Source organism: Oceanicola sp. S124 (assembly GCF_000220565.1).
Classification (GTDB): domain Bacteria; phylum Pseudomonadota; class Alphaproteobacteria; order Rhodobacterales; family Rhodobacteraceae; genus Pseudooceanicola.
In genome coordinates this window covers 1-4,750 of record NZ_AFPM01000006.1, presented here as the reverse complement: position 1 = coordinate 4,750, position 4,750 = coordinate 1, and the positions used below count along the sequence as shown (strand labels likewise).

The window sequence follows — 4,750 nt, the reverse complement described above, 5'->3', positions numbered from 1 at the left end:
TCTGGCCGCAGGTCGAGGCCACCGCCTCGATCCCGCCGGCCGTCGCCGGTGGCACGCCTACCCGGCGCATTCCCGGGATGGAGAAGGCCCCGGAGGTCAGCACGTTCGAGGTCGCGCTGCCGCTGATCGTCCCGAACAGGCCCGAGGCGAGGACAGTGACCTTGATCGCGCTGCCCCGCCCGATCCGCGCCGCCTTCAGCGCCAGCGCCGCGATGGTGTCGGAGCCGCCCGAGATCTCGTAGGCGATGCCGAAGACGACGAAGATCGTCACTGTCCGAGAGATGATGTCGATGGCCCGCCCCAACAGGCCATCGCCGCCGAAGGTCATGTAGACCAGGTAGCGGTCGAACTGCACCTGTGCCGCGGCGAACATCCCGTCGAGAAACTGGGCCACATAGCCGAAGATGAAGAACCCCAGCACCATCAGCAGCATCTGCCAGCCGCCGTGGAAGCGTGTCGCGACGAGGCAGAGGGCCAGCAAGGTACCCGAGACCGCAATCAGCAGGGGCGTCGCCTGCACGAAGAGCATCGACTCGCTGCCGTAGTGGCGGGTGATGGCCGCCGCGGCTCCTGCCGCCAGCACCGCCAGCAACAGGAAGGCCAGCCGTGCCGTCCGCCCTGCCGCCCGCTGCGCCCTTCGGGCGAAGCCAAAGACCAGCGCCGCGCCCAGCATGGCGGCCAGGAACTGCTCGTCCACGATCCAGGCGGAGCTGATGCGGAACGGGTCCAGCGCATAGAGGAAAGGCAGCAACACGGCGGTCGCGCCCGAGACGGCAGCGAGCGCGCCGCAGATCCTGGCAGGGGCGGAGGGCATCATCAGGCGTCTTGCGCTCAGCTGCCGATGTCCTGGAAGAAGGCCACGGCCGCCGGGTGATAGGGCACGCCGATCGCGGGGTTCATCGCCTCGGGATCGAACCAGCGCAGGCTGGCCACGGAGTCTTCCATCATCGCCTTGCCGCCGTGAAGACTGCGCAGCAGCGCGGTCACCGTCTCGTCGTCGGTATCGGCGGAGGTATAGACGAAATAGTCGTACTGCAGGATCGTGGTCTCGGTGTCGATGTCCTGGATCGCGGGATCCGGCGCCAGGTCAAACAGCGAGGCGACCGGCAGGAACCGGTGGACCCCGGCCAGCGCCTCGGAGCTGTCGCTGAGGTCCAGCGCGCGCAGCCCGCCGACCTGCTGCGAGATCTTCTCGTCCCGCGGCGAACCAATTACGAAAATATAGGCATCCAGGTCCCCCGCGGCGAAGGTTTCAGCCATGGTGGTGAAGTTCGAGACCCGGACCCTTTTCACGTCGTCATAGGCCAGCCCCTCGGTGGCCAGCATCGCCTGCACCAGCATCTCGCCGGTCACCGCGGCGCCGAACCCCGAAGGCAGGCGCTTGCCGCGCAGATCGGCCACGCTCTGGATCTCGCTGTCCGCCCGCACCCCGAGAGACATGCGCAACGGCAGCAAACGCGCCACGAGGCGGACGTTCTCAAGCGCGTTGCCGGCAAACTTGTCCTTGCCCAGGTAAGCGGTCCCCACGGCGACCGAGTTCTCGAGACCGAAGGCCACTTCGCCGGAGTTGACGAAGGTGCTGCCCTGGCTGGTGCTCTGGTAGGGCACCGGCCGCAAGTCCAGCCCACCGATCTCGGCACCGGCCTTGGCCATTGCCAGCCCCAGGTTGTAGGTGGACGACCCCTGTTTGGCGGTGACGATCCCCAGGGGATCTGCCTGAGCGATGCCCGCAGTCAGGACGAGGGTGGCGGCAGCGAGGGCACGTACAAAGCTTGTCATCGGTCTCTCAGGATATAAGAATGTCAATAGCACTCTCGTGCAAGCTTACTGCGACCGATTGTCTTGTCTAGCCAGTATCGGGCCTGACCAGCAGGTAGCAACTCTGCCCGTCATTGAACTGGAGTCCCTTTTGAGTTCCACCAAGGTTTCTTTGGCAGACTGCCTCTGGGCCCGCGCCGCCCGCCACCCCGACCGCCCCGCCATCGTCCAGGGCGACCTGCAGCTGACCTACGCCGAGCTGGCGGCCATGGCGGCGCGAACCGCCCATGCACTTCGGGCCCGGGGCCTCGCGCCCGGCGACCGCATCGGCATCGCCAGCCGGGACAGTGCCGAGACCATGATCTCGATCTTCGCGATCTGGATGATGGATGCGGTCGCCGTCCCCATCGATTTCCGCGCCCGTCCGGACGAGAAGATCCGGCTGGCGGGGGAATTCGGCCTCGCCGCGATCATCGAGGATCGCGACATCGGTGGTGCGGATTACGCCTCGATGGTGGTCGATGCCGCCTGGCGCGAGGCGCGGATGCACCTGCCCGCCACCCCGCCGCCCTGTACCGGCCCGGCCCGTCCGGCGCTGATCTCGCTGACCTCGGGCACCACCGGGCGACCGCTGGGAATCGAGCTGGATCACCACTCGGTCATGGCGCGCTTCTTCGGCTATTCCCAGGAAGGCTGCTACGTCCTCGACGGGATCTTCCTGAACGCCGTGCCGATGTCCTCTTCCGGATCGCGCAACCATTCCATCGCCCGGCTGCTGGCGGGGGGGACGCTGCACTTCTTCCCGCCGATCTTCGGCGCAGGAGAACTGGTCGAGGCGGTCAATTCGATCGGCGCCTCCTTCATCTTCACGGTGCCGACCACGGTCGCCTCGATGCTCGACCTGACCGAAGATGGCGCGGCGCCGCTGATGCCCGGGCTCGGCACGCTCTATGTCGGGGGCTCGTCGATGCCCGCGCGCGACAAGCAACGGGCCCGACGCCTGCTCAACCCCAACTTCATGTTCTGCTTCTCCAGCTCGATCACCGGCACCTGCTCGGTACTCTACGGCGAGGATGTGGATAGGCATCCCGACACCTCGGGCCGCATCCTGCCGCTGGTCCGCATCGAAACCGTCGATGCCGAGGGCAACCGCGTCCCGGAGGGAGAGACCGGCATCCTGCGCGTGCGCTCGCCCGCCATGGCACATCGCCTCTTCGAAAACCGCAGCCGCGACACCGGCGACCGCTTCCTTGATGGATGGGCCTATACCGGCGATCACGGCATCATCAGCAACGGCGGCTTCCTGACCATCACCGGCCGCACTTCGGACATGATCATCCGGGGCGGCGCCAACGTCTACCCGGCCGAAGTCGAGACCGCCATAGCGCGCCTCGACGGGGTCCGGGACTGCGCCGTCGTCGGCTATGCCTCGGCCCAGTTCGGCCAGGAAATCGCCGCCTTCATCGAGACCAACCGCCCTCTCGACCTGGCGACGATCGAGGCCCATTGCCGCACGACCTTGGCACCGGACAAACGCCCGCGCCGGGTGATCCTGGTCGAGGCCATGCCGCGCAACAACAACGGCAAGATCCTCAAGCGGGATCTGGTCGCCCAGCTGGAGCAGGAAAATGCATGAGCACGGCGAAGCGACCACCCTGCGCCGCGAGGACCTGCGGCTGCCCTCTCCCTATGTTGCCCCGGCCACTGCGACGGAAGAGCTGATCGTTGCCGCCTTCGCGCAGGTGTTCAACCTGGACAGGGTTGGCATGGAGGACGAATTCTACGACCTCGGCGGGGATTCCCTGACCGGAGAGCAGCTCGGCATGGAGCTGACACGGGTGCTGGACCTCGAATTCCCGATCTCGCGACTGTTCGACCAGGGCTCGCCGCGCAAGATCGCCAACGCGCTCGTCGGGGACCTCGCGCCGCCCGTCGCCAGCGGCCGGACGCCGGTCTTCGTCGTCCATGGCATGACCGGCCACACGGTGCCCCGTCCGGCCTTCTACGAAGGGCTGGCCGAAGATCAGCAACTGATCATCTTCGAGCTGCCCGGCATCCGCGGCAACCGTCCGATCCCGCACCGGATCGAGGGCGTGGCCAACGAATACGTGGCGCAGGTCCAGCGCGACTACCCCGAGGGGCCCGTCATCCTGGCCTCGTTCTGCATCGGCTGGCTGATCGCCCTCGAGATGGCGCGGCAGCTTGCCGAGGCCGGCCGCCCTGTCGAGCGGCTGGTCCTGCTGGATCCCTATCCGCCGACGAACCTCGAAGCACGCTATCGGGGGGAAAGGGGCAAGCTGGCGACCCGCATCGTCTCGCTGCTGCTCAGCGGACGCTGGAGCGACGGCACCAGTCCCGCCGACTTCGAAAGCGACAGGGCCCTGGCCCTGCGCGTGCGGCTGTTCTACCTGCGTATGCGACTGAAGGAATGGCGCAACCGGCTGACCGGCAAGGGCCCCAGAAGCTTCGCCCGCCCCGGCTTCGATCCGCGCGCCCGTTCCCTGTTGCGGGCCTACGCACGTCACTACTGGCCCGCGCCCTTCCCCGGCCGCGTCGATGTCCTCGCCGCGCGGGAGCATATGGCCTATTTCGAGGATCCCACGTCCTATGGCCGGGCGATCCTGCCGAATGCACGCGTTCACCTTGCAGCCGAGAGCCACATGGACATCACCGGCGCCAGCGGGCCCGAGGTGGCCCGGGCCTTCCAGTCAGCTCTCGACGAGGTCGCACCGGGCCAGGCAGCCTGACGGCCCGGGCAGGCCGTTGAGCCCTTTGTGTCACCTCGGCGACCCATGTCCGGAGGTCGACCGGGGCCTGAACCGGATCTGCTGATCTTCTTCGATCAGCTGCGCGCGGCTCCTGTGTTTATGCAAGTTCGGCGGGCGTTGATCTTGGCCCGGGCTTATGCAGTTCTTCGGTGAGGGGCGGGCGTCGGCCAGCCCCTGTCCCACGCAGCCCTGGGCCTGAGCGCCGGGGGCGCTGGCGGGCCTTG

4 protein-coding genes are annotated in these 4,750 nt (G+C 67.4%); 2 read left to right on the top strand and 2 right to left on the bottom strand.

The window, feature by feature from the left end; all coding sequences use genetic code 11:
- Both OS124_RS0100375 and OS124_RS0100370 read right to left on the bottom strand, forming a co-directional pair.
- On the bottom strand, positions 1–817 hold an 817-nt coding region (locus tag OS124_RS0100375), incomplete at its 3' end, for a TRAP transporter large permease subunit (RefSeq protein WP_010137255.1).
- 14 nt (positions 818–831) lie between these two features.
- Complete coding sequence (locus OS124_RS0100370) at positions 832–1,779, bottom strand: TAXI family TRAP transporter solute-binding subunit (protein WP_010137254.1); 948 nt, start codon at positions 1,777–1,779, stop codon at positions 832–834.
- Positions 1,780–1,909: 130 nt separating this feature from the next.
- On the opposite strand from OS124_RS0100370, the gene OS124_RS0100365 reads away from it, so the two are divergent.
- Positions 1,910–3,394 (top strand): class I adenylate-forming enzyme family protein, encoded by a 1,485-nt coding sequence (locus OS124_RS0100365; protein ID WP_168161413.1) that lies wholly within the window; start codon positions 1,910–1,912, stop codon positions 3,392–3,394.
- Positions 3,387–4,505, top strand: coding sequence for a thioesterase domain-containing protein (locus tag OS124_RS0100360; RefSeq protein WP_010137252.1), 1,119 nt, complete (start codon positions 3,387–3,389; stop codon positions 4,503–4,505). Before OS124_RS0100365 ends, OS124_RS0100360 begins: the two co-directional genes overlap by 8 nt.
- Positions 4,506–4,750 lie beyond the last annotated feature (245 nt).